This window comes from Leifsonia sp. 115AMFTsu3.1, assembly GCF_004362795.1.
GTDB lineage: Bacteria > Actinomycetota > Actinomycetes > Actinomycetales > Microbacteriaceae > Leifsonia.
Genome location: NZ_SNYB01000001.1, coordinates 321,168 through 343,360 on the forward strand (window position 1 = coordinate 321,168; position 22,193 = coordinate 343,360).

Here is a 22,193-nt window from a genome sequence, read left to right on the forward strand (position 1 = left end):
CGACGCGCCGGCGGAATGGGCCGAACGGAGGCGGGTGCGGTGCTGAGGACGCGAATGTCCTCCGTTTCCGGCGGCGGCGGGCGCGGTCAGGGACGCAGGTCGGCGATCGTCAGGGCCGCGTCGATCAGTCCGAGGTGGGAGAGCGCCTGCGGGAAGTTGCCCCAGAAGGCGCCGTCCGCATCCATCATCTCGGCGTAGAGGCCGACGTCGTTCGAGCGGCCGACCAGGTCGTCCATCAGCGTCGTCGCCTCGTCGATCTCGCCGACGCAGGCCAGGGCGGCGGCGAGCCAGAAGGAGCACGCGGTGAACGGACGCTCGCCCTCGGCTGCCGCGCCGGTGAAGCGGTAGAGCAGCGGCCCGTCGCCCAGTTCGCGCCGGAGCGCGACGATGGTGGAGCGCATCCGTTCGCCCCGGTCGAAGCCGCTGGGAGCATGGAGCAGCACCGACGCATCGAGCTCGTCCTCGTCGGCGGCCATCGTGTACGCGCCGAGGCGCTCGGACCAGCACCGCTCGTCCACCCAGGCGTGGATGGCGTCGGCCTCCCGGCGCCATCGCGACGGATTGCCTTCGATCTGGCCCAGCTCGACGAGCTGCAGGGCGGCCTGCAGCGCCTGCCAGCATCCCATCTTCGACGAGGTGTGGTGACGGAGTTCGCTCAGCTCCCACATCCCGGAGTCGGGCAGGCGCCAGATGTCGCAGACGCGGTCGGCCACGTCAGCGACCAGTCGGCGGGTCGGGACGTCGAGCACGTTACCGGCGGCGGCGTAGGCGAGAGCGACGCTGAGGAGATCGCCGTACACGCCGAGTTGCAGCTGGCCGGCCGCGCGGTTGCCGGTGACGACCGGTCCGATGCCGCGCCACCCGGGCACGTCGTGCGTCTGCGGCTCGGCTGTCGACTCCTCCCGCAGCCCGTACAGCACCCGCAGTTCGGAGACATCGCCCTTCACGGCGCGGAGCAGCCACGAGATCGCGGCGTGCGTCTCCTCCCGTAGACCGAAGCGCGCCAGGGCGCGGAGCGTGTACGCGGTGTCGCGGACCCACGCGAAGCGGTAGTCCCAGTTCTTGCCGCCGCGGTCGGTCTCGGGGAGGGAGGTGGTCGCGGCGGCCGCGATGGCGCCGGTCGGCGCGTACAGCAACAGCTTCAGAGCGAGCGCGCTGCGCTGTACGGCGTCATCCCACGGCCCCTGATACGAGAAGGTCCGGGACCACAGCTCCCAGTTGCCGATCGTCCGGTCGATCCCGATGTCGACGTTGGCCGGGTCGGGCAGGTGCAGCGGCTCGTCGTCGGTCGCGACGATGGTGAGCGTCCGGCGGGAGCCCTCGACGACCCGGATGCGGCCGCGGAACCGGGGCGCATCCGCATCGTCCTCGGCGTCGTTGAGGCCGGTGACCCCGATGTTGACCTTCCCGACGCGGAGGATGCGCTTGCCGTTCACGCGCTCCGCCCACGGGCTGCTCCCGCCGAGCATCGTGCCGGGCTCGACCGCCCAGTCCATGACGACCGTTCCGCTGACCCCCTCGATGCGGCGTGCCAGCTCCAGCCACGGCAGGCGTCCGGCGACGCCGGTGACCAGTGCGTCGGTGACCCGCACCGTGCCGTTCTCCGCGATGAAGGTCGTCTCGAGAACGTTGGTGCCGGGAAGGTACCGCCGACGGGTCCGGAACGCGCTGACGGGACGCAGCAGGATGCGGCCTCCGCGCTCCGGATCGAGCAGCGCCGCGAAGGCGGGGGCGGAGTCGAGGTTGGGGACGGGCAGCCAGTCGACCGTGCCGGAGCGGTCGATCAGGGCGACGGTGCGGCCGTCGCCGAGGGCGGCGTGGTCCTCGATCGCGGCCGCAGCCTCCATCCGGTCCGCCGTCACGCCCGCTGCTGGAGACCGGCCGCAGAGATGACCGCCTCGCGGAACAGCGGTGTCAGCTGCTCGGCGGTGGGACGCGGGGCCGGATCCATGGAGGTCATGGCATGGAGGATGCGTGACCAGTCGTCCGGCAGGCCGTCCGGGATGGGCGGCTCGTGCTCCAGCCGGGCCATCGCCGACTCGACGGCGGCGCCGGGGTACGCGACCGAGCGTGTGAAGCACTCCAGCAGGACGAGCCCCAGCGAGTAGATATCGCTCGCCGAGGTGGCCGGCTGACGCATCGCCTGCTCGGGGCTGAGGTAGGCCGCCGTGCCGGTCGTCTTGCCCTCGTCCGGCTGGGAGGGCGTCCCGACGATGCCGCTGGCGATCCCGAAGTCGGTGAGCCGCGCCCTCGCCCGGAAGGTCGTCGTGCCGTACGAGACGAGCATGATGTTCGACGGCTTGATGTCGCGGTGCACCACCCCGTTGGCGTGCACGTACTCGAGCGCCTCGGAGATGTCGTAGGCGACCTCCGCGATCTCCTCCAGCGTCAGCTCCCGCTGCGCCAGCATGCCGGCGAGGTCGGTGCCGGAGACCAGCTCCATGATGAGGAACGGCCGCGGGTCCTTCGGAGAGGAGTAGTCGATCCCGGCGTCGATCAGCGAGACGATGCCGTGGTGGCTCAACCGCGCGAGCGCCGCCTGCTCGGTGCGGTACTGCGCCATCTCCTCCTCGCCGCCCGACCGGTACAGCTTGATGGCGACCTCGCGCCCCAGCAGCTCGTCGGTCGCGCGGAAGATGCTGGCCTCGCCGCCGCGGCCGATGACGTGCTGCGGCCGATAGCGACCGAGCAGCGCGGGGATGGTGGACTCGGGCATCAGCTGCTCCGCGACCTCAGCAGGGCGAAGGACGACTCGCCGAGGATGACGCTCTCGCCGTCGGCCAGGGCAAGCTCGGGATCGCTCGAGAGCTCCAGCTCCCAGTGCGAACCCGGGGCGTCGGGGAGCACGAACTCCACACCGTTGCCGGCCGCGTTCAGCATGAGCAGGAACGAGTCGGCCCCTTCGTGCCGCAGCTCGAACGCGATCGAGCGCGCCTCGGGATCCGCCCAGTCCTCGTCGGCGAACGGCTCGCCGTCCGCCCGGACGATGCAGACGACGTCCGGCCCGCCGACGTCCGGTGCGTGCCGGTACCACTCCGGCCGGAGGGCGGGCTCGGTGCGGCGCAGGCGGATGAGCTTGGAGGTGAACTCGTGCAGCTCCCAGTCGGCGTTCTGCCAGTCGAACCAGGAGATCTCGTTGTCCTGGCAGTAGGCGTTGTTGTTGCCCCGCTGCGTGCGCCCGATCTCGTCGCCGCCGAGGATCATCGGGACGCCGGCCGACAGCAGGACGGTGGCGAGGAAGTTCTTGCGCTGGCGCGTGCGGAAGGCGTTGATGCCGGGGTCGTCCGTAGGACCCTCGACGCCGTAGTTGCTGGAGCGGTTGTCGGATTCGCCGTCGCGGTTGTCCTCGCCGTTCGCCTCGTTGTGCTTCTCGTTGTAGCTGGTGAGGTCGGCGAGCGTGAACCCGTCGTGCGCGGTGACGAAGTTGACGCTCGACAGAGGGGCGCGGCGCGAGTCCTCGTAGATGTCCGGGCTGCCGAGCACACGCTGGGACAGGGTGGACAGCACCCCGGGGGTGCCGCGCCAGTAGTCGCGGACGTCGTCGCGGAACTTGCCGTTCCACTCCGACCATCCCGCAGGGAACCCGCCCAACTGGTAGCCGGCGACATCCCACGGCTCGGCGATCAGCTTCACCTGCGCGAGCGTCGGGTCCTGCTGGATCAGCGTCAGGAAGGCGCTGTGGAGGCTGGCGTCGCCGCCCTGGCGCGTCAGCGTCGTGGCCAGGTCGAAGCGGAACCCGTCGATGTGCATGTCCTCGACCCAGTACCGCAGAGAGTCCATGATGACCTGCAGGGCGGCCGGGTGGCTCACGTTGAAGCTGTTGCCGGTGCCGGTCGTGTCGAAGTAGTGGGCGGCATCCCCCTCGACCAGCCGGTAATACGACGGGTTGTCGATGCCCTTGAAGCTGTACGTCGGCCCGAGGTCGTTGCCCTCCGCGGTGTGGTTGTAGACCACGTCGAGGATGACCTCGATGCCGGCGGCGTGCAGGGCCTTCACCATGCCCTTGAACTCGTCGACCTGGTGCCCGGTGTCACCGGTCGCCGAGTACTCGTTGTGCGGGGCGAAGAAGCCGATGGAGTTGTAGCCCCAGTAGTTGCGGAGGCCCTTCTCCTGCAGGTGCGCATCCTGAACGAACTGGTGGATGGGCAGAAGCTCCACTGCGGTGACGCCGAGGTTCTTGAGGTACTCGACGGCGGCGGGATGCGCCAGCCCGGCGTAGGTGCCGCGGAACTCCTCGGGCACCCACTCCATCAGCTTCGTGAAGCCCTTCACGTGCAGCTCGTAGATGATGGTCTCGCTGAGCGGGGTGTGCGGGCGCTCGTGGTCGCCCCAGTCGAACTCCTGCGGGTCGATGGCGATGCCGAGGGCGACGTGGCGGGCGCCGTTGGTGTCGCTGCGGCGCTTCGGGCGGCCGAGCTGGTGGCCGAAGACGGCCTGTGTGTTGTCCCACGACCCGGTCACGGCACGGGCCTGCGGCGCGAGCAGGACCTTGGCGGGGGAGAACCGGAGCCCGTTGGCCGGATCCCACGGTCCATCGACGCGGAGCCCGTAGCGCGTTCCGGCGGTGAGATCGGGGACGAACCCGTGGAAGACGTGACCCGTGCGCTCGGTGAGCACGGTCTGCTTCTCACGGCCGCGGTGGTCGAAGATCGAGACGATGACCTTATCGGCGCGCTCGCTGTAGACGGCGACATTCGCACCGCCGTCGCGCAGGGTCACCCCGAGCGGGTACGGCGTAGAGGCGGCCGTCACAGGGACGACCCCTGCGAGCGGCGTGCGCTGGGGGCGGTCCGGCGATAGGGCCGGGGGCAGGGTCGGGACACGGTGCCTCCGTTCGGTAGAACGCCACGATACCTGCGCGGTGACACACCCATCCAGGCATTGACACGGGGGTTGTGGACCGTTAGGCGCGGCTACAGCGGCGAGGTCCGAGACTCCAGCCACCGGACGACCTCGTCGTTTTCGACGCCACCGTCGGCCACCTTACGAATGAAAGCGTCCGCCTCCGGCACCGGCTCGCTGGTCAGGTGCAGGCCGTTGAGCGCGAGGAACGTCTTGGCCACGATCCAGGCGAGTCGCTTGTTGCCGTCGGCGAGCGGGTGGTTGCGATTGAGGGCGATGAGGAGCGCAGCCGCCTTCTCGATATCACCCTCGTACATCTCCTCGCCGAAGACGGGCAGGGGCGAGGCGAGTGCCGACAGCAGCAGATTCTTGTCGCGAACGTGAAAACCCAGTTGTCTGATCAACCCCAGCACATCGCGAGGCTCGAGATACTCGGTCACCGGGAGAGGGCGTCGAGCAGGGCCGCGTCCTCGTCGAGGATGCGGTCCATGATCGCCCGCGTGCGGGCGCTCTTGTCGAGCTGAGCGGCTCGCTCTTCGAGGGCGAGCTTCACGACTTCTGTCTTCGTGCGGTGCTCCTGCCGGGCAAGCGCTTCGAGCAGTTCTTCGTGGGCGGCGTCGAGCCGCAGATTCATGGCCATTTTTTGCTCCTAGTACCAATTGGTACCTAAGCGTACCACCTCGCACCTACCGCCGCGTCACGCGCACGGCCTCACCGAACGCCGCGACCGCATCCGACGGCGCCGCGCCGAGGCCCGTGCCCGACAGGCTCACCTCGACGAGCAACTCGCCGCGGCGGAACCGGAAGACGCCGTCCGTGTACGCCACCTCGGTCGCGGGGGCGTCGGCGGGGATCGTCCGGCGCAGGCCGGTGAGGGTGCGGTACCAGTCGAGCATCCGCGCGTTCTGCGGTCGCTCCGGCTCCGACCAGTCGAGCTTGGAGCGCAGGAAGGTCTCCGGATCCTGCGGGTCTGGCACGATGGCCGGGTCCCAGCCCATCTTGGCGAACTCCGCGATGCGGCCCTCGGCGGTCGCCTTCCCCAACTCGGGCTCGGGATGCGAGGTGAAGAACTGCCACGGGGTCGTCGCGGCCCACTCCTCGCCCATGAAGAGCATCGGCGTGAACGGGCCGAGCAGGGTGAGGGCTGCGGCCGCCGCGAGGCGTCCGGGGTCGAGCGTCGCGGTGAGGCGGTCGCCGGCGGCGCGGTTGCCGATCTGGTCGTGGTCCTGGCTGAACACGACCAGGCGGGTGAAGGGGATGTCCGGGTCGATCGGGCGACCGTGGTGGCGTTCTCGGAAGCTCGACCAGGTGCCGTCGTGGAAAAAGCCGCGCTGGAACACCTTCACCAGCGCCTCCGGCCGGGCGAAATCGGTGTAGTAGCCCGTGTCCTCGCCGCTCAGGGTGGCGTGGATCGCGTGGTGCACGTCGTCGTCCCACTGTGCGTGGAGGCCGTAGCCTTGGTGCGAGCGGGTGCGGATCAGCTTCGGGTCGTTGAGGTCGCTCTCGGCGATCAGCGTGCGCGGCCGGCCGGTCTCCCCGGCGAGCTCGTCGGCGAGGAGCGCGAGCTCCTCGAGCAGGTGGGTGGCTCGGTGGTCCTGCAGGGCGTGCACCGCATCCAGCCGCAGGCCGTCGACGTGCATCTCGCGCAACCAGTACTCGGCGTTGTCGAGGATGTAGCGGCGCACCTCGTCGGACTGCGGGCCGTCGAGGTTGATGTTCACACCCCAGGTGCTGGCGCCCTGGCCGAGGTACGGGCCGAACTTGGGCAGGTAGTTGCCGCTCGGGCCGAGGTGGTTGTAGACGACGTCCTGGATGACGGCGAGACCCCGGCGGTGGCACTCCTCCACGAAGCGCTGATACGCCGCCGGTCCGCCGTACTGCTCCTGGACGGCGTACCAGAGCACGCCGTCGTAGCCCCAGTTGTGCGTCCCGTTGAAGGCGTTCACCGGAAGCAGCTCGATCGCGTCGACGCCGAGGGCGATCAGGTGGTCGAGCCGCGCTGCGGCGGCGTCGAGGGTGCCCTCGGGCGTGAAGGTGCCGATGTGCAGCTCGTAGATCACGGCGCCGGTCAGGTCGCGGCCCTCCCACGCGCCGTCGTCCCAGGCGTGGGCACGCGGGTCGAACTCCCGGCTCAGCTCGTGCACGCCGTTCGGCTGGCGGCGCGACCTCGGATCGGGGAAAGGGCCGTCGCCGTCGACGAGGAAGCCGTAGTCGAGGGGTTCGGTCGGGAGCTCCGGCGCCTCCGCCAGCTCCCACCATCCCCCGGTCGGGCTCGCGTCGGACGCGGGCACACGCGTGAGCGGGAAGGTGCCCAGGCCGCCGAGCACCACATCCACCGATCGCGCCTCCGGGGCCCACACGGGGAACCGGCGGTCGGCGGCGGTCATCGGGCCACCGCCAGCAGGGCGACCGGGTAGGTCTCGAACACGGCGGCGAGTGGAACGCGGCCCGAGTAGTCGCGTCCGGTGAGTTCGTCGCGCATGGGCTCCTCTCCCAGGTCGATGGTGGTGTCCGCCCATCCGCCGGTCGCGGAGAGCCCGACGGGCAGGCGGGTGGCGAGCGCGATCGCACCGCCGCGGTCGAACCCGACGAGGTGGCCGGCACGCGAGCCCTCGGCGTAGACGGGACGGTAACCGCTGAACAGCTCCGGCCGGTCGCGGCGCAGGCGGAGCGCCTTCGCGGTGACCAACTCCTTCGCCGCGCCCGACGAGTCGATCTCGGGCTGCCATCCCTCGTCGATGTGGGCGAGGAGTGCTGCCGCCGCATCGAACTCGACCGGGCGGCGGTTGTCGGGGTCGACCAGCGAGCGCTCCCAACGCTCCGACCCCTGGTACACGTCCGGGATGCCGGGCGCCATCAGCTGCAGGAGCTTGGCGCCGAGGCCGTTGCTCGCGCCGGGCGCCTCGATCACCGCCGCCAGCGCCTCGACCTCGGCCCGCACGCGCTCGTCGTCGAAGGCGGCGTCGACAGCGGCGAACATTCGCTCCTCGAACGCCTCGTCGGGATCGGTCCAGCCGGTGGATGCGCCCGCCTCGCGCGCTGCTTTCAGGGCGTAGTCGTGCAGGCGCTCGCGCGACGCGGGCCACGCGCCGACGATCGACTGCCACAGCAGGCTCTCGAGCGAGCCGTCGCCGAAACCGACGCGCTCGCGCACCGTCCGCAGGAACCGCTCCCAGCGGCCCGGCAGCTCGGCCAGCACGTGAATGCGCGCCCGGGTGTCCTCTCCGCGCTTGGTGTCGTGGGTCGACAGCACCGTCATCGACTCGGGGAGCCGGCGCTCACGATCGCTCTGCCGACGGTGGAACTCCTCCGGCGATAGCGCGAACTCGGACGGGTCGGCGCCGACCTCCGTCAGCGAGACGAGCCGGGTGAAGCGGTAGAAGGCGTTGTCCTCCACACCTTTCGCCATGATGGCGCCGGTGGTCTGCTCGAACCGGTCGCCCAGGCGGTCCACGATGCGCGCGATCACGGGCGCGAGGTCCGGCCGCGTCGCCGCGGCGGCCTGACGTGTCTCCTCCAGGTATTCGTCGCCGTACGGCAGGTAGCTGCGGTAGACGGGGAACCACGCCGCCAGCTCCGCGACGGCGTCCGCAGTCTCCTCGTCTGTCCCCTCGCCGAGCTCGCGGACGACCCGGAGCACCTCGGAGCGCAGGATGCCGTCGGCGACGGCGCGCTTCCGGCGGTGGACGAGCTCCACCCAGTCCTGGCTCTCCTCGCGCTCGTCGATCTCACCCGCCAGAGCGGTCAGCGGTCCCTCTCCCGAGGGGTCGACGAAGACGCGGTCGATGATGGCGAGGGCGTCATACCCGGTGGTGCCCTGCACGGGCCAGTCCGGCATCCGCTCGTCGCCCTCGATGATCTTCTCGACCCAGATCGGGGCGTCGCCGGCGAGGTCGCGCAGGCGCTCCAGGTACTGGCCGGGGTCGCGGAGGCCGTCCGGGTGATCGACGCGGAGGCCGTCGACGAGCCCCTCGCTGAGCCAGCGGCCGATCTCGCGGTGCGTGTCGTCGAACACCCGCTGGTCCTCGACGCGGAGCCCCGCGAGGGTGCTGACGGCGAAGAACCGGCGGTAGTTGAGCTCGGCGTCGGCCCGGCGCCAGGACATCAGCTCGTAGTGCTGGCGGGCGTGGACCTCGCGAGGTGTTCCATCGCCGGTGCCGGGCGCGATCGGGAAGCGGTGGTCGTAGTAGCGCAGCTCGCCGTCCTCGATGCGGAGGGCGTCCTCCTCGTCCGGGCCGTCGCCGAGGATGGGGAGACGCAGACGTCCGTGGCCGAACTCCCAGTCGATGTCGAAGTACGAGGCATACGGCGACTCCTGGCCGTTCTTGAGCACATCCCACCACCAGGCGTTGACCGCGGGGGTGGCGACGCCCATGTGGTTGGGGACGATGTCGACGAGCACCTTAAGGCCCCGGCCGTGCGCGGCGTCGGCGAACTCGCGCAGCGCCGCAGGGCCCCCGCGCGACGCATCCACGCGACTGTGGTCGACCACGTCGTAGCCGTGCATCGAACCCGGCTCCGCCTCCAGGAGGGGCGACAGGTAGACCCAGTCGGCGCCGAGGCGCTGGATGTGGTCGAGCACCTGCGTGGCGTCGCGGAGGGTGAAGGCGGGCGAGATCTGGAGGCGGTAGGTGCTCACAGCGTTCATTCTCCGGGAGGGCGGGGCCGACGAGTAGGGCTTGAAATGGATCGCCCGGCATTTTGCTAGACGAGCAAGCAATACGGTTAGACTAACTACATATCCGCTGGATCAGCGAAGGAACCGAGGAGGACGTGGGTTGGGAGTACTGAGCTACGGGGGAGCCGACTACGAGTTCTCGGATCGGCTGCTGGCCCACGTCCAGGTCGTCATCACGACGAAGCTGCGGCGCCGGGAGTCCTTCGCCCTCAGCTGGATCCGCGAGGGCGACGGTGGCCGCGAGGCCATCTGGGTCGACAACGGTCTTCCCATCCGCTTCCGGTACGACGAGGGAGTGATCGCGCCGCTCAACCGCGAGTGGCTCGAGTCGCTGATGGACGGCACGCACCGGCCCAACGGGCTCCTCGTCACACCAGAACCCTCGCCGTCGTCGGGTCCGAAAGGGAAAAGCTAGGCCGTCTAGTTTGTAGTTGCTCTATCGTTAAGGGCATGACGTCCGAGACCCAGGGATCGGCGCACTACTGGTACGAGGAGCGCGCGGGCCAGCGCACTCCCGGCATCGAGGTGCTCGAGGCGATGCGCGCCTACGGCGTCGCCGAGTCGGCCATGCGCCGACGCTCCGAGGGCGTGCTGCGGATGAGCGAGAACGACGTCTCCGCGATGCGCTACCTGCTCCGCGCGCAGGAGGCCGGCCGCACGGTCGGTCCGAAGGAGCTGGCCGAATACCTCGGCATCCAGAGCTCGTCGGTGACCGCCCTGCTCGATCGGCTGGAGCGCGCCGGACACATCCAGCGCCAGTCGAGTCCCTTCGATCGGCGCGCGCTGATCGTCGTCCCGACCGTTCCGGAGGACGAACTGCAGCGGGCGATCCTCGGCGACATGCGCCAGGAGCTGGTCGACGTGGCGGCATCCCTCGACCCGGAAGACGCTGCAGTGGTCATCGACTTCCTGCACAGGATGCGCGAGGCGGTCGACCACATCGACGCGGCGGAAGCGGCGGGTCAACCGAACCGGTCCGGCGACCGCACGCGCAGCAGCACGTAAAATCGGAGCATCGAAGCACAGACCGGCGGGCGGTACTGGTACGACCGGGCGGACCCGCATACCGTTGACGTCCTGAATGCGCTGCGCGACTACCGCGCCGCCGAGCAGGCGATGCGTCGCCGTACCCGCGAGTCCATGCGGATGGGCGAGAACGATCTGCGCGCTCTGCGGTTCCTGCTCAAGCGGCAGAACGAAGGCGTCCCGGCGACGCCCGCCGAGCTCGGTGCTCTCCTCAAGCTGAAGTCGTCGTCGGTCACCGTCATGCTCGACCGCCTGACAGTGGCCGGCTGGGTCACCCGGCAGCCGCATCCTGTCGACCGGCGCAGCCTGGTGATCGTCGCAACGCCCGGAGCCGACGAAGAGGTGCGGCACACCCTGGATGCGATGCACCGCCGGATGCTCGAGGCCGCCTCGGAGCTGGACGAGCGCCAGGCGGAGATCGTGAAGAGCTTCCTCGGCCGGATGTCCTCCGCGCTCGAAGACCTGGACCGCAGCGACAGCACCTCCTGAGCGTCACGTGAGAGGTCGCTCCGCGGGGGTAGACCCGCCTCCGCAACGGTGGGAGCGTCGAAGACGAAACGGACCACGAAAGGGGACGTCATGGGACTGGACGACAAGATCGAGAACGCCGGAGAGAAGCTCGGCGGAAACGCCAAGGAGGCCACGGGTAAGGCCACCGGCGACGAGCGTCTCGAGGCCGAAGGCAAGGGCGACCAGATCAAGGCCGACGTCAAGCAGGCCGGCGAGAAGATCAAGGACGCCTTCAAGCACTGACCCTCAGACGACCACGAGGCCCCCGACCCGGATTCCGGTCGGGGGCTTCGACGTGTTCACCGGCATGTCGAACGGATGTTGCCTATCGTTCACCCGGTCCGCGGAGTAGTTTCCGGTGCATGGGAGACCGGACGGATCGCGCCAGGGCGGCGCGGAGGGCGGGGATCGGCGCACTGCTGGCGCTCCTCACCCTGGTCGCGACGATCGCGCTCGCCGTCGCCATCCCGACGCAGGGGGAGAACCCGCGTGCCTGGGGTGTGATCGTGTGCGGGCTGGTCACCGTCGGCCTGTGCAGCGACTTCGCCCTCCGCAACCGGCGGCTGCTGCGGCACTACCGTGGCGACGATCTTGTGCCGCCGCACCATTCGGTTTCGCGGGATGCGGACCCGCGGCGCCACGTGCCGGCACGTCAGGCGCGCGCGAAAGCCGCCCGGTAGCGCGTCGGGGGCACGCCGACCTCGGCGTCGAAGTGGTGGCGCAGGAGGGTGGCGCTGCCGAAACCGCACTGGCGCGCCACCTCGTCGATGGGCAGGTCGGTGGTCTCCAGCAGCAGCCGGGCGTGCAGGATGCGCTGGGTGGTGAGCCACTGCATCGGGGGCACGCCGGTCTCCGCGACGAAGCGCCGCGAGAAGCTGCGGGTCGACATGTGCGTCCGCTCGGCGAGACTGCCGACGGTGTGGGTCTCGTCGAGGCGTTCGGTGAGGTAGTCGATGAGCTCGCTGAACGTGTCGTCCTCGCAGTCACTGACCGGCTTGTCGATGTACTGGCGCTGGCCGCCGTCGCGCTGCGGCGGCACGACCATGTTGCGCGCGATCGTGTTCGCGACGGCGCTGCCGAGCTCCCGGCGGACGAGGTGGAGGCTGGCGTCGATGCCGGCCGAAGTGCCCGCGCTGGTGATGATGCGGCCGTCGTCGACGAACAGCACGTCCGGGTCGACGCGGGCCTCCGGGAAGCGGCGCTGCAATTCGTCGGAGTAGCGCCAGTGGGTGGTGCAGTCGTGTCCGTCGAGCAGGCCGGCGGCGCCGAGGGCGAACGCACCGGAGCAGACGCTCAGCAGAATGGCGCCGCGGTCGTACGCCCGGCGGAGCGCATCCAGGAACTCCTGCGGGTACTCGTCGCGGATGGTGGCGGCGGGAACGGCGATGAGGTCGGCGTCGTCCATCGCCTCGAGGCCGTACGGGGCGGTGACGCTGACGCCGACCGGGCTGACGACGGGAGTGCCGGGGGTGATCGAGCAGACGCGGAAGTCGAACGGCTCGAGCCCGGCATAGCTGCGGTCGAGGCCGAAGACCTCGCAGACGACCCCGAACTCGAACATGGCGAACTCGTCGATGAGGGGAACCGCGACCGATCGGATCATGCCGTCAGTGTAATGGCCGTATCTTTGCGAAGATAGACCTAAAGCCACCTCGTGTCCGAATCTTTACGTCCGTAACGTGAGGGTCATGGCGAACACGACATGGACACAGGGGATGGAACACAGCTGGGTCGCGCGCCCGGCCCGGACGAACGGCGGAGAACCGCCGCGCCGGCGCCGCTTCGTGCTCAGCGACTGGCTGCCCGCGGCGATCCTCGCGCGCGGCGGACACGTGAACCGCGAGAGCGAGCGGGCGCTCGGCGACCTGCGGGCGATCCAGGCGGCGCGCGAGACGGGTCTCTGACGTCGGCCCAGCCGCATGCAGGGGGCGCGACACGCCGTTATGGCGCCGCCATTACGGCGTGTCGCGACCCACGGCATCGGTGAGGGCAGCGACGGGCCGGGCAGCGGCGTTGGGCGCCGGTCCGACCGACGAGCGACGCAGCAGGTCGGCATCGAAGACGACCGCGGCGTCGTCCACCCGCTCGCCGTGGATGCGCTCCAGCGCGCGGCGGGCCGCCGCGGCACCCAGCTCGTAGATCGGCTGCTCCACGACCGTCAGCGGCGGGGTGGTGATGCTGGTCCACTCGGGGTTGTCGAACGAGATCAGGGACACGTCGTCGGGGATGCGCAGCCCGAGCGTCCGGATGGTCTGGAAGACCGTCATGGCGATGAGGCTGTCGGACGCGATGATCGCAGTCACGGGGTCGTCGTCGTCGAGCAGCTCGCGCGCCACCACATCCACTCCGCGGCGGCGGGCGTCGAGGCGGATGTTGCGCTCGGGTGACGGGATGCCGGCCGCCGTGAGCGTCTCGAGCACGCCGGCGACGCGGTCGGCGACGCTGGACATGGTGATGCGATCGCCGGGCGTGTAGTGCGACGCCGGGTGGTCGTGCGTCGAGATGAAGGCGATGCGGCGATGCCCCTCGGCGAGGAGTTCGGCGGTGGCTCGTGCGGCGGCTGACCGGTTGTCGACCGTGACCGAGTCGTAGGGTTCGCCGTCGGCTCGGCGGTCGAGCAGGACAAGGGGCCGGCCGGCGGCGCCGACGGCGGCCAGGTGGGCCACCCGCGCCGAAGAGGCCGGCGCCACGATGAGGGCGTCGACCTGCTTGTCCAGCAGGACGTCGACGGCCGCCTCCTCCGCATCCACATCCTCGTCGGAGTTGGTGAGGATGACGTCGTAACCGGCTTTGCTGGCGACATCGGAGATTCCGCGCATGGCGTGCGCGAAGAACGGGTTCTCGATGTCGCCGACGACGACGCCGATCGTGTTCGAGCGGCCGGTGTTCATGGAGCGGGCCAGTGCGTTCGGGCGGTAGTTGAGCTCCTCCGCCGCGGCCAGCACGCGCGAGCGGACGGCGTCGCTGACCTGCCCGTAATCGCCCAGGGCGCGGGCGGCCGTCGCCTTGGACACCTTGGCCGCGCGGGCGATGTCGGCGACCGTGACGGCGCGCCGGGATGCGGGGCGTGGGGACATCGGTGCCGCCTTCCTCCTGCGAACTCCGAGTGTTGACGAACGCGGGAAACGTGATGTAGCGTCCCAGAAAACCAACTGAGACCGGTCTCAGCGTAATCGCCAGAGACCGGTCTCAGCAACCTGCACCGATCGACGAGGATCACACGTCCCGTTTCTCGCCGACCATCCCCCAGACGATTGGACCCCCGCAGTGAAACGACGCACCATCCTCCGGCCGGCCGGGCTGTTGGCCGCCGCGGCAACCGCCGCCCTGGTCCTGGCTGCCTGCAGCGCCGGCGGCGCCTCCGGCTCCGCGACGAAGGACAACCCCTACGGCCTCATCGAGGCGGGCACGGTTCGGGTCGCCAGCCTCGGTGACGCCAAGCCGTACACCTTCACCGATGCCAAGGGCGACTTCACCGGCTTCGACGTCGAACTGTTCACCGACGTCGCCAAGCGCGCCGGCCTCGGCAAGGCCGTGTTCACGGGCCAGGACTTCTCCGGCCTGCTCGCCGCCGTCGCGAACCACCAGTTCGATGTCGGCGTCGCCGCCATCGGCATCACGGACGAGCGCAAGAAGACGGTCGACTTCTCCGACGGCTACCTGGCGGGCTACCTCACCGTGCTCACCACGAAGGCCAGCGGCATCGACTCCGCGAAGGACCTCGCCGGAAAGCGCCTCGGCGTCGTCCAGGGCACCCTGCAGGAGGCGTACGCCGTCAAGAACTTCCCCAAGGCGAGCCTCGTGCGCTTCCCCGACAACAACGCGGCCGTCTCCGCGGTCAACAGCGGATCGGTGGATGCGCACTTCCTCGACTACGAGGCGGCCAAGAGCTACGTCGCCCAGTACCCGACGTTGAAGGACGCGGAGGACATCCCCTCGTTCGACGCCCCCGCCGGCTTCGCCATCGCGAAGGGCAACCCCGCCCTGAAGAACGCGCTGAACAAGGCGCTCCACGAGGCGATGGAGGACGGCACCTGGAAGAAGCTCTACCAGAAGTGGTTCCCCGGGTCGCCGATGCCGACCCAGTACCTGCCGAAGGCGGAGCAGACCTCGACGCCCACCCCGTCGAAGTAGGAGCTCAGGGAGATCCCCATGGACTGGCTGACCACCATCACGCACACCTTCTTCGACATCCCGTCGATGCTGCAGGTCTTCCCGCAGCTCCTCGGTGTCGGACTCGTCAACACGCTGATCATCTCGATCGCGGCGACCGTCATCGGCGTCGTGCTCGGCATGGTGGTCGCCGTCATGGGGATCTCCACCTCGCGCTGGCTCCGCATCCCCGCCCGCATCTACACGGATGTGTTCCGCGGACTCCCGGCGATCCTCACCATCCTGCTCATCGGCCAGGGCTTCGCCCGGTTCTCGCAGTCGATCTTCGGGCCGTCCCCGTACCCGCTGGGCATCTTGGCGCTGTCGCTGATCGCCGCCGCGTACATCGGCGAGATCTTCCGCGCCGGCATCCAGAGCGTCGACCGCGGGCAGCTCGAGGCCTGCCGGGCGCTCGGCCTCAGCTACGCCAAGGCGATGGCCCTGGTGGTCGTGCCGCAGGGCATCCGCCGGGTGCTCCCCGCGCTCGTGAACCAGTTCATCGCCATCGTGAAGGACTCCAGCCTCGTGTACTTCCTCGGGCTGCTGGTGGGCGAGCGGGAGCTGTTCCGCGTCGGCCAGGACGCCGCGGTGCTGACCGGCAACCTGTCACCGCTGGTGCTCGCCGGACTGTTCTACCTGGTGACCACCGTTCCGCTGACGCACCTCGTCAACTACTTCGACAACCGGTTCCGCACCGGACGACGCAAGCCGGCCCCGCCGAAGAGCGGACTGGACGAGCTGGACGAGGTCCAGCCGCCGGCGCCGATCACCCTCGGGAGCAACACATGACGTACACCTCTCCGCTTCCCGCGCAGCAGACGCCGGATTTCCGCGGCTCCGCGCTCGACCTCGTCGACCTGACGATGGCCTACGGCGACATCGACGTGCTCCGCGGCGTCAGCATCTCCGTCGCACCCGGCACGACTACCTGCGTCATCGGCCCCTCGGGGTCGGGCAAGTCGACGATGCTCCGCGGCATCAACCGGCTGCACGAGCCGAAGAGCGGGGATGTGCGCCTCGACGGAGCGAGCATCCTCGGGACGAAGCCGGATGTGCTCCGCCGCCGCATCGGCCTGGTGTTCCAGCACTTCAACCTGTTCCCCGACCACACCGCGCTGCAGAACGTCATGCTGGCTCTGCGGTCGGTGAAGCGGATGCCCAAGGCGGAGGCGCAGCGGATCGCCGAGGAGCGCCTCGTCGAGGTCGGCCTCGGCGAACGGATGGACCACCGCCCGCGCGACCTCTCCGGCGGCCAGCAGCAGCGCGTCGCCATCGCCCGGGCTCTCGCCATGGAGCCCGAGGTCATGCTGTTCGACGAGGTCACCAGCGCGCTCGACCCGGAGCTCGTGAAGGGCGTGCTGAACCTGATGGCCGACCTGGGTCGCCGGGGCATGACCATGGTCGTCGTCACCCACGAGATGAACTTCGCCCGCAAGGTCGCCGACCAGGTCGTGTTCATGGACGAGGGTCGGGTGGTGGAGGCGGGACGACCGGACGATCTGTTCGACCGGCCGCAGAGCCCGCGCCTGCAGCGTTTCCTCTCGGAGGTGCTGTGATCCGCGTCGGCCTGATCGGCTACGGCGTCGCCGGGCGGGTCTTCCATGCGCCGTTCCTCGCGGCGGACCCCGCCTTCGAGCTCGCTGCGGTCGTCACCTCGCAGACGGGCCGGCTGGCCGCCGACCATCCGGACGCGACGGCGGTGCGGGACGTGGATGCGCTGCTCGCGCATCCCGGGCTCGACCTGGTGGTCGTCGCCTCGCCGACCCCGCTGCACGTCGCCCACGCGACGGCCGCCATCGATGCAGGTCTGGCGACGGTCGTCGACAAGCCGTTCGCGCCGGACACGGCGGCCGGCCGCGCCCTGATCGAGCGTGCTGAAGCGGCGGGCGTGCCGTTCACCGTCTTCCAGAACCGCCGGTGGGACGGCGACTTCCTCACCCTGCGGCGACTCGTCGACGACGGAGCGCTCGGCGAGGTCCGCCGCTTCGAGTCCCGGTTCGAGTGGTGGAAGCCCGCGGCCGACGAGTCGTGGAAGTCGACGACGTCCGTGCAGGAGGGCGGCGGCATCCTCTTCGATCTCGGCGCGCACCTCATCGACCAGGCCCTGCTGCTGTTCGGCCCCGCCCGGGTGACGCACGCCGAGCTGCGCAACCGGCGAGACGCGGGGGCCGACGACGACGTCTTCGTCGCCCTCGAGCACGACGCCGGCACCACCAGCCACCTCTGGATGAGCGCCGTCGCGCCGATCGCCGGGCCGCGGTTCCGGGTGCTCGGCTCGCGCTCCGGCTTCGTCTCCTGGGGCCTCGACCCGCAGGAGTCGCAGCTCGCAGGCGGCACCCTCCCCGGGGATCCGCGGCTCGGGCAGGCGTCCGCGCCGGGGCGTCTCGGCACGGACGCGCATCCCGACGAGATCCCTCTCGTGCCCGGCGACTACGCCGCCTTCTACCGCGGGCTCGCCTCGGCGCTCCAGGACGGAACACCGCTTCCGGTGGACCCGCGGGAGAGCCTGGCGGCCCTCGAACTGATCGACACCATCCACACGCTGAACCGAAAGTGAGCACCATGACCGCACCATCCACCCGCACCCGCGTCGTCGTCATCGGCGGCGGCATCCTCGGCGTCTCGACCGCGACCCAGCTGGTCCGCTCCGGCGCCCAGGTGACGCTGCTCACCGAGGCGGAGCTCGCCAGCGGCGCAAGCGGACGCTCGCTCTCCTGGCTCAACACGGCCGGCCTGCGCTCGCCGGAGTACCACGCGCTGCGCCAGCTCGGGATCGACCGCTACCGCACCCTCGCGGCCCGCGCCGACGTCGCGGAGTTCCTGCGCTTCGACGGCGGGCTGACCTGGGCGCCGGAGGGCGAGTCGTTCGCGCACATCCTGGAGCACGAGCGTGCCATCGGCTACGACGCCCAGTGGCTCAGCGCCGACGACATCGCCGAGTGGGCCCCCGGGGTCGACCCGGCGGCCATCGCCACCGAGGGCGCCATCTTCAACCCGGGCGAGGGCTGGGTCGACCTGCCGTCGCTCATCGCGTACCTCGCGGCCGAGTTCACGTCGCGCGGCGGAACACTGATCACCAACGCCGGACACGTCGAGGTCGTGGTGGAGGACGGCCGCGCCGTCGGCGCGGTCACCCCCGACGGCCGTCGCTTCGACGCCGACGCCGTGCTGCTCGCGACCGGCCCCGGCGTCCCCGCCCAGGTGGCCGAGCACGGCGTGACGATCGAGGACGGCAGCCCCGAGGCGCTCCTCGTCTGGACCAAGCCGGTGCAGACCGGGCTCACGGCCGTGCTGAATACGCCCGACGTCGCCGTCCGTCCGACCCCGACCGGCGCCCTCGCCCTCGACTCGGCCTGGTCGGAGGAGGCGCTGATCGTCGGAGACGACGGCTCCGTGACCGTGCCGGACGGCATCGTCGACCGGCTGCTGGAGGAGGCGTCGCGCGTGCTCGCCGGCCACCCGACGCTGGAGCTCGACGGCTTCGGCATCGGCGGCAAGCCCATCCCCGGCGACGGCGAGCCCGTGCTCGGCGAACTGGAGCAGATCGACGGCTACTTCGTGGCCTTCACCCACAGCGGCGCGACGCTCGGGCTGATCGCGGGCGAACTCCTCGCCCGCGAGATCCTGACCGGCGAGAAGTCGCCGCTGCTCGACACGTTCCGCCCCGCGCGCTTCTCAGCCGCCCTGGTGTGAACGTCGCGGAGGGGGTCCGCCGCTCCGGCGGCACCGTGGGATGGGCCCCCTCCGCCCCTTTCTCGTCGCGCCTCTCGTCGCCCTTCTCGTCTGGCCCGGGGGCCGCATCCGCTGCCGTCTCCTAAGCTCGGAGAGTGGATGAGATCTCGGCGGCCGGTTTCCTGTTCGACATGGATGGGACTCTCGTCGACTCGACGGCGGTGGTCGAATCCGTCTGGACGGCGTTCGCCGACCGCCACGGGCTGGATGCGTCGGCACTGCTCGCGTACGCTCACGGCCGGCAGGCGGTCGACACCGTCGCGCACTTCCTCCCCGCACTGACCGACGACGAGCGGGCCGGCCTGGTCGGCGGGCTCGTCGCAGAGGAGGTCACCCGCACCGACGGCATCGTCGAGATCCCGGGCGCGGTCGCTCTGCTCCGCCGTCTCGTGGCCGACGGAGTGCCGGTCGCCGTGGTGACCAGTGCGCCGCGCGAGCTGGCCGTCGGCCGACTCCGCGCCGCCGGAGTCCCCGTGCCCGACGTTCTCGTCGCTGCGGAGGACGTCACCCACGGCAAGCCGGATCCCGAGGGCTACCTCCGCGCCGCCGAGCAGCTCGGCGTACCGATCGGCGACTGCGTCGTGTTCGAGGACGCGGAGGCCGGCATCGCTGCCGCCGTGGCGTCCGGCGCTCGCGTCGTCGTGGTGGGGTCGCACGAATCCGCGGCCACCGCGGGTCTCGACCGGCTCAACGACTACGCCGGATTCCGGGCCGCGCTGCGCTGACAGGTACTGCATTGCGCGAGGCCGCCTGAGGCGAGCAGGATCGCGCCATGAGCACCAAGAGCGTGCCGCGGCGCCTCCCGCGCCGACCGGCGTCGAGCCTCTCCGAGCGATGGACCGTCGTCGACGGGGTCGACGTGTTCTACCGCGAATCGCCGAACCCGCCGGACGCCCCGGCGATGATGCACGTGCACGGCTTCGGCCTGTCCGGCCGGTACCTGCTGCCCACCGCCGAGCGGCTCGCGAACGAGTTCCACACCCTCGTCCCCGACCTGCCCGGCTTCGGCCGGAGCGGCAAGGTGCCGCAGGGTCTCGACATCCCGGACCTCGCGCGCGACGCAGCGCGGTTCCTCGACGACCGGGGCATCGAGACGGTCACCCTCGTCGGCAACTCCATGGGTTGCCCGGTCATCCTCGAGTTCGCGCACCACTATCCCGAGCGCATCGAGCGCGCCATCCTGGTCTCGCCGGCGGGAGGCGTCTACAACCGGCCGCTGCGTCGGGCCATCGGCCAGCTGACCAAGGACGGTGGCCGTGAGCCGCCCCGGATGATGCGGGTGGCGACGCCCGACTACCTCCGCTTCGGCGTTCCGAGCACGTTCAAGATGTTCAGCGCCCTCACGTCGTACCCGTCGCTGGAGCGGCTGCTGGAGCTGCGCATCCCGACCCTCGTCGTGATCGGCGACCGCGACCCGCTGCTGCCCGGCCCGGACCGGGTGCGGGAGATCGCGTCGGCGACGGACAACCACGTGCTGGTGGTGCGGATCGAGGGGGCGGCGCACGCGATCAACTTCAGCCATCCCGGCGAGCTGGCCCACATCATCCGGCTGTTCATGGCCGACCAGCCGATCGTCGACGACCCCGATTCGCCCGGGCACGCGAGCCTGTACGAGATCCACCGCGGGCGTCACCTGCCGTCGACGGAGTAGCAGCGGCGGCTCAGGAGCGCTGGAAGGATGCGGCGCCCGCGCAGAGCCGCGCCCGCACCCAGCCGCCGGTGTCGCTCAGCGGCAGTTCGCCCGAGCGGACGGACCGCACGAAGTCGAGCGCGAGATCGGTGAGGCGGCCGTCGGCGGTGTCGGGCGCATCGCGTCCGACGTGGATGGACAGCCAGCGGGCCGGACCCGGCCCCACGCGGGCGGCGACCGAGACGATCCCGGCGAAGTGGCGCGCCTGGCCCTCCGTCCCGTCGTCGACGTGCCGGCGGAAGCCGCGGCCTCGGATGCGGTTGGAGCCGCCCCGCCCGGCGTCGAGGAACCACAAGGGGCCGCGCCGGACCCCCGCGACCTCGTGGCCGAGGTCGCGCAGGAACCGCCCCGGCGACAGGGGCGGAGTCCGCGCGGCGAGGCGGTCGCAGGCAGCGGCTAGCTGCTCGCAGGCGCTCACGGTCACTTGTCGCGGCCGTTCACGAGCGCCTCCGCTCCGGCCTGCCACCAGACGCCCGCGGCCGGACCGCCGTTGCAACTGCCGTCGCTGACGCCGGGATGCTTCACCCAGAGCAGCGCATCCAGCTTGCCGTCGCTGCCTTCGGTCACCTTCGGGTCCTGGCCGAGAGCGGCACCCGGCGGATTGCACCACGTGCCCGTCCAGCCGTTGCCGTTGCGGGAGACGTCGATCACGTAGTGCTTCCAGCCGACCTTCGACGAGAGGCGGCCCGCGTAGTCGCGTTCGCGCTGCGTGGTGTCGAAGTTCGAGACATTGGTGAAGAAGCCGTGCGCCTCCTCGATGTTCGCGCGCTTCAGCCACGCGGCCTGGTCGTCCGGCGACAGCCAGCGGGCGTTCCCGCCGTCGAGGTAGGTGGCGACGCCCGCCCCCTCGAGGATGCTCACCGACGAACGCAGCAGCGGAAGACGGACCTCCGCCGAGCCCGCGCACTTCTCGGACGACAGCATGGCCAGCGAGTCGGGCTCCAGCAGCACGACCGCGCCACTGCCCTGGAGGGTGGATGCCATGGTGCGGATCCACGGCAGGTACTGGTCGGCGGCGAGGCCGCCCTTCGAGTATCCGCCGCAGTCGCGGTTCGGGATGCCGTAGGCGACGAAGACCGGGGTGGCCTTCTGCGCTCGGGCGTCCGTGATGTCGTTGCGGAGCTCGGTCACCAGCCGGTCACCTTGGAACCACTCACCCAGCCAGACCGCCGTCGGCACCGTGGCGATCTGATCGGCGACGTCCGCACCGGCGGTGTCCCCGAGGGCGAGCAGGCGCTTCTGCGCGGCGGCGGCCTCGGTATTCGGATCGAGATAGAGCCGCGGCGACGCGAACGCCGGCGCCTGCCGGTCTGTGGTCGGGGGAGGACTCGAGGGTGCGCTCGCCGCCGGGGCGGGCGTGGCGGCTTTGAGGCCCACGCCGACGGCCGCGGCGACCGCTATGAGGGCGAGCGCCCCCACGACTGCTGCGACGACCGGTTTCCGCATCCGCTCCCCTTCCGCGCACTCCCGGAAGTCCACACCCTAACAGCGCCGGGTGGACCGCATCCGTGTCGCCCGGATTGGGGTACAGAACCGTGTCCTCCAAACGACCCACAGACCGGT

At 70.5% G+C, this 22,193-nt stretch carries 24 protein-coding genes; 13 read left to right on the forward strand and 11 right to left on the reverse strand.

What is annotated here, in order from left to right; all coding sequences use genetic code 11:
• Positions 1-86: 86 nt before the first annotated feature.
• The 7 genes from AXZ95_RS01675 to treY form a co-directional block, all read right to left on the reverse strand.
• Positions 87-1,862: a glycoside hydrolase family 15 protein gene (locus AXZ95_RS01675; RefSeq protein WP_018189256.1), complete on the reverse strand. Its 1,776-nt coding sequence runs from the start codon at positions 1,860-1,862 to the stop codon at positions 87-89.
• Positions 1,859-2,716, reverse strand: coding sequence for a serine/threonine-protein kinase (locus AXZ95_RS01680; protein ID WP_018189257.1), 858 nt, complete (start codon positions 2,714-2,716; stop codon positions 1,859-1,861). Before AXZ95_RS01680 ends, AXZ95_RS01675 begins: the two co-directional genes overlap by 4 nt.
• Positions 2,716-4,752 (reverse strand): glycogen debranching protein GlgX, encoded by a 2,037-nt coding sequence (gene glgX / locus AXZ95_RS01685; protein WP_018189258.1) that lies wholly within the window; start codon positions 4,750-4,752, stop codon positions 2,716-2,718. The genes AXZ95_RS01680 and glgX overlap by 1 nt, the downstream gene beginning before the upstream one ends.
• 161 nt (positions 4,753-4,913) lie before the next feature.
• Positions 4,914-5,282, reverse strand: coding sequence for a type II toxin-antitoxin system death-on-curing family toxin (locus tag AXZ95_RS01690; protein WP_018189259.1), 369 nt, complete (start codon positions 5,280-5,282; stop codon positions 4,914-4,916).
• Positions 5,279-5,482, reverse strand: coding sequence for a hypothetical protein (locus AXZ95_RS01695; RefSeq protein WP_018189260.1), 204 nt, complete (start codon positions 5,480-5,482; stop codon positions 5,279-5,281). The genes AXZ95_RS01690 and AXZ95_RS01695 overlap by 4 nt, the downstream gene beginning before the upstream one ends.
• 46 nt (positions 5,483-5,528) lie before the next feature.
• Complete coding sequence (gene treZ / locus AXZ95_RS01700; protein WP_018189261.1) at positions 5,529-7,229, reverse strand: malto-oligosyltrehalose trehalohydrolase; 1,701 nt, start codon at positions 7,227-7,229, stop codon at positions 5,529-5,531.
• Positions 7,226-9,490 (reverse strand): malto-oligosyltrehalose synthase, encoded by a 2,265-nt coding sequence (treY, locus tag AXZ95_RS01705; RefSeq protein WP_018189262.1) that lies wholly within the window; start codon positions 9,488-9,490, stop codon positions 7,226-7,228. The genes treZ and treY overlap by 4 nt, the downstream gene beginning before the upstream one ends.
• Before the next feature lie 130 nt (positions 9,491-9,620).
• Between treY and AXZ95_RS01710 the strand changes: the two genes are divergently transcribed.
• The 5 genes from AXZ95_RS01710 (at position 9,621) to AXZ95_RS01730 (ending at position 11,736) form a co-directional block, all read left to right on the forward strand.
• Positions 9,621-9,935 carry a hypothetical protein gene (locus AXZ95_RS01710; protein ID WP_018189263.1) on the forward strand — a complete coding sequence of 105 codons (315 nt, stop codon included), beginning with the start codon at positions 9,621-9,623 and terminating at the stop codon, positions 9,933-9,935.
• A gap of 35 nt (positions 9,936-9,970) precedes the next feature.
• Positions 9,971-10,525, forward strand: a complete 555-nt coding sequence (locus tag AXZ95_RS01715) for a MarR family transcriptional regulator (RefSeq protein WP_018189264.1) — start codon at positions 9,971-9,973, stop codon at positions 10,523-10,525.
• Between the two features lie 111 nt (positions 10,526-10,636).
• Positions 10,637-11,035 carry a MarR family transcriptional regulator gene (locus AXZ95_RS01720; RefSeq protein WP_231374301.1) on the forward strand — a complete coding sequence of 133 codons (399 nt, stop codon included), beginning with the start codon at positions 10,637-10,639 and terminating at the stop codon, positions 11,033-11,035.
• Between the two features lie 90 nt (positions 11,036-11,125).
• Entirely contained in the window at positions 11,126-11,299 is a 174-nt protein-coding gene (locus AXZ95_RS01725; RefSeq protein ID WP_018189266.1) for a CsbD family protein, read from the forward strand.
• 119 nt (positions 11,300-11,418) lie between these two features.
• Complete coding sequence (locus tag AXZ95_RS01730) at positions 11,419-11,736, forward strand: hypothetical protein (RefSeq protein ID WP_018189267.1); 318 nt, start codon at positions 11,419-11,421, stop codon at positions 11,734-11,736.
• Here the strand turns inward: AXZ95_RS01730 and AXZ95_RS01735 are convergent.
• Positions 11,709-12,659 carry a helix-turn-helix domain-containing protein gene (locus AXZ95_RS01735; RefSeq protein ID WP_018189268.1) on the reverse strand — a complete coding sequence of 317 codons (951 nt, stop codon included), beginning with the start codon at positions 12,657-12,659 and terminating at the stop codon, positions 11,709-11,711. The two genes, AXZ95_RS01730 and AXZ95_RS01735, sit on opposite strands and share 28 nt — an antisense overlap.
• An 85-nt stretch (positions 12,660-12,744) precedes the next feature.
• Here AXZ95_RS01735 and AXZ95_RS01740 point away from each other — a divergent pair, with 85 nt between their 5' ends.
• Complete coding sequence (locus AXZ95_RS01740; RefSeq protein ID WP_231374302.1) at positions 12,745-12,960, forward strand: hypothetical protein; 216 nt, start codon at positions 12,745-12,747, stop codon at positions 12,958-12,960.
• Between the two features lie 51 nt (positions 12,961-13,011).
• On the opposite strand, the gene AXZ95_RS01745 is transcribed toward AXZ95_RS01740, so the two are convergent.
• Positions 13,012-14,133 (reverse strand): LacI family DNA-binding transcriptional regulator, encoded by a 1,122-nt coding sequence (locus AXZ95_RS01745; RefSeq protein ID WP_018189270.1) that lies wholly within the window; start codon positions 14,131-14,133, stop codon positions 13,012-13,014.
• A gap of 190 nt (positions 14,134-14,323) precedes the next feature.
• Here AXZ95_RS01745 and AXZ95_RS01750 point away from each other — a divergent pair, with 190 nt between their 5' ends.
• From AXZ95_RS01750 to AXZ95_RS01780, 7 genes are all read left to right on the forward strand, one after another.
• On the forward strand, positions 14,324-15,190 hold the full coding sequence (locus AXZ95_RS01750; protein WP_018189271.1) for an ABC transporter substrate-binding protein: 867 nt from the start codon (positions 14,324-14,326) through the stop codon (positions 15,188-15,190).
• A gap of 18 nt (positions 15,191-15,208) precedes the next feature.
• The gene (locus tag AXZ95_RS01755; RefSeq protein WP_018189272.1) at positions 15,209-15,997 is read left to right on the forward strand and encodes an amino acid ABC transporter permease; all 789 of its coding nucleotides are present in this window, start codon (positions 15,209-15,211) and stop codon (positions 15,995-15,997) included.
• Entirely contained in the window at positions 15,994-16,764 is a 771-nt protein-coding gene (locus tag AXZ95_RS01760) for an amino acid ABC transporter ATP-binding protein (RefSeq protein ID WP_018189273.1), read from the forward strand. Before AXZ95_RS01755 ends, AXZ95_RS01760 begins: the two co-directional genes overlap by 4 nt.
• Complete coding sequence (locus AXZ95_RS01765) at positions 16,761-17,765, forward strand: Gfo/Idh/MocA family oxidoreductase (RefSeq protein WP_018189274.1); 1,005 nt, start codon at positions 16,761-16,763, stop codon at positions 17,763-17,765. Before AXZ95_RS01760 ends, AXZ95_RS01765 begins: the two co-directional genes overlap by 4 nt.
• Before the next feature lie 5 nt (positions 17,766-17,770).
• A complete protein-coding gene (locus AXZ95_RS01770) occupies positions 17,771-18,901 on the forward strand; it encodes an FAD-binding oxidoreductase (protein WP_026307005.1) in 1,131 nt (376 codons plus the stop codon).
• A gap of 134 nt (positions 18,902-19,035) precedes the next feature.
• Entirely contained in the window at positions 19,036-19,665 is a 630-nt protein-coding gene (locus AXZ95_RS01775; protein ID WP_018189276.1) for an HAD-IA family hydrolase, read from the forward strand.
• A 47-nt stretch (positions 19,666-19,712) separates the two neighbouring features.
• On the forward strand, positions 19,713-20,591 hold the full coding sequence (locus AXZ95_RS01780) for an alpha/beta hydrolase (protein WP_018189277.1): 879 nt from the start codon (positions 19,713-19,715) through the stop codon (positions 20,589-20,591).
• 10 nt (positions 20,592-20,601) lie between these two features.
• Here the strand turns inward: AXZ95_RS01780 and AXZ95_RS01785 are convergent, their stop codons facing one another.
• Together AXZ95_RS01785 and AXZ95_RS01790 are read right to left on the reverse strand one after the other, a co-directional pair.
• Positions 20,602-21,048, reverse strand: coding sequence for a hypothetical protein (locus AXZ95_RS01785; protein WP_231374303.1), 447 nt, complete (start codon positions 21,046-21,048; stop codon positions 20,602-20,604).
• 2 nt (positions 21,049-21,050) lie between these two features.
• Positions 21,051-22,076 carry a glycoside hydrolase family 6 protein gene (locus tag AXZ95_RS01790; RefSeq protein WP_018189279.1) on the reverse strand — a complete coding sequence of 342 codons (1,026 nt, stop codon included), beginning with the start codon at positions 22,074-22,076 and terminating at the stop codon, positions 21,051-21,053.
• Positions 22,077-22,193 lie beyond the last annotated feature (117 nt).